This is a genomic window from Streptomyces sp. NTH33 (assembly GCF_003236365.1).
GTDB lineage: Bacteria > Actinomycetota > Actinomycetes > Streptomycetales > Streptomycetaceae > Streptomyces.
Map to the genome: position 1 here is coordinate 1 of NZ_POTZ01000899.1, position 1,341 is coordinate 1,341.

Below are 1,341 nucleotides of genomic sequence, written 5' to 3' on the forward strand. Positions count from 1 at the left end.
CATGCCGTTCATCTGGAACGCGCCGTCGCCGACGAAGGCGATCACCGGCCGGTCCGGGTAGGCGAACCGCGCCGCGATCGCGTACGGCGTCCCCGGCCCCATCGTGGCCAGCGTCCCCGACAGCGACGCCCGCATCCCCTGGCGCAGCTTCAGATGCCGTGCCCACCAGTTGGTGCCCGAGCCGGAGTCCGCGGTCAGGATGCATCCCTCCGGCAGCCGGGGCGACAGCTCCGCCGCCACCGCCTGCGGATTGATCGTCCTGCCGAAGTGCTGTCCGGCCCGCCGGCAGATCAGGGCGTTCCACTCCCGTACGTCCTTCTCGATCTGCTCGCGCCACGTGCGGTCCTCCTTGCGGCGCAGCAGCGGGACGAGCGCCCGCAGGGTCTCCTTGGCGTCGCCGACGAGGTGGGCGTCCATCGGGTAGCGGATGCCGATCATCCGCCCGTCGATGTCGATCTCCACCCCGCGGGCCTGCCCCTCGTCGGGCAGCCACTCGGAGTACGGGAAGCTGCTGCCGATCATGAACAGGGTGTCGCAGTTCTGGATCATGTTGTCGCTGGCGCTGCTGCCCAGCAGACCGATCGGACCGGTCACGAACGGCAGGTCGTCGGGCAGCACCTCGCGGCCCAGCAGCGCCTTGGCCACCCCGGCACCGAGCAGCTCGGCGACCTCCACCACCTCGCTCTCCGCATGAGCCGCACCCTGCCCGACGAGCATGGCGACCTTGCTGCCCTCGTTGAGGATGCCGGCGGCCCTGCGCAGCTCACCGGGGTCCGGCAGCACCCGCGGGCGGCTCCAGCCGACGCTGGAGAACACCGAGCCGTGCGTCTTCGGCGGCGACGGCTGCGCGTCCGCCTCCTGCACGTCCTCCGGAATGATGACCGTGGCCACACCCCGGGTCGTCAGCGCCGTCTTGAACGCCCGGTCGATCACGTGCCGGGCCTGCCCCGGATGCACCACCATCTGGCAGAACTCCGAGACGTCCGCGAACAGCCGCTCCAGGTCGATCTCCTGCTGGTAGTGGGCGCCCAGGCTGAGCCGCTTCTGCTGCCCGACCACCGCCACCACCGGCTGGTGGTCGAGCTTGGCGTCGTACAGGCCGTTGAGCAGGTGCACCGCGCCGGGACCGGACGTGGCGGTGCAGCAGCCCACCTCGCCGGTGAACTTGGCATGGGCGCAGGCCATGAACGCGGCCATCTCCTCGTGCCGGACCTGGATGAACTCCGGATTGCCCTGGGCCCGGTCGAACGCGCCCAGCAGACCGTTGATCCCGTCACCGGGATAGCCGTACACCCGCTTGACGCCCCACTCGGTCAGGCGCTGCAGCACATAGTCGGCGAC

Annotated in this window: 1 protein-coding gene; it reads right to left on the reverse strand. The window is 70.5% G+C overall.

Annotation, left to right across the window (positions count from 1 at the left end; genetic code table 11):
- The coding region (locus tag C1I97_RS37365; protein WP_258382933.1) for a thiamine pyrophosphate-requiring protein at positions 1-1,341 on the reverse strand (1,341 nt) is incomplete at both ends.